The following is a 524-nucleotide window of genomic DNA, read 5'->3' as shown; positions in this document are numbered from 1 at the left end:
GGAGTATTCAATAAAAGGAAATCGTGATACAATTTTAAAATATTCTGCAATAAGACGCCTTAAATGGGAATTATCAGAAGATTTGCCTGTTTCTCATCAAAATATTGAGCTCAATAATATTTTACAGTTTAATCTCGATCAACTTCCTTTTAAGGTATTTATAAATGAAGATGAAGTTCTCCGAAGGTCTTATGGCAGTGTGTTGTTGGAATTTAGTGAGGATTTTACTCAGATTGGAAATATTAAATTTAAGTATTTTTTATCTACGGGATATGAACCCGTTTCCCCCGTTGAATCCAGGTATTTAAAAATTCGTAATCTTAATGTTGGAGTGGGAGCAAGAGAAACATTTGGAATCGGATTAGAGGGGAGATTATACGCTAAATTAGCTTGGATAACCGGAGAAATTAACGTTGTAGAGKGGTTAAATGACTTGATTGCTGCATCAAGAGATAAATTTAATTATAGTCCGGATTTTGAAGATTTCAAGGAATTTTTTAGAGATAAACTTCGAGCTTGGTCAA

1 protein-coding gene is annotated in these 524 nt (G+C 32.9%); it reads left to right on the top strand.

The features are described from left to right. Positions 1-524, top strand: a 524-nt coding sequence (locus AC1DQW_RS27930) for a hypothetical protein (RefSeq protein WP_477457061.1), incomplete at both ends; no start/stop codon positions are given.

This window comes from Mucilaginibacter sp. P5_A4 (assembly GCF_056400605.1).
This window is presented reverse-complemented; position numbering and strand designations above follow the sequence as displayed.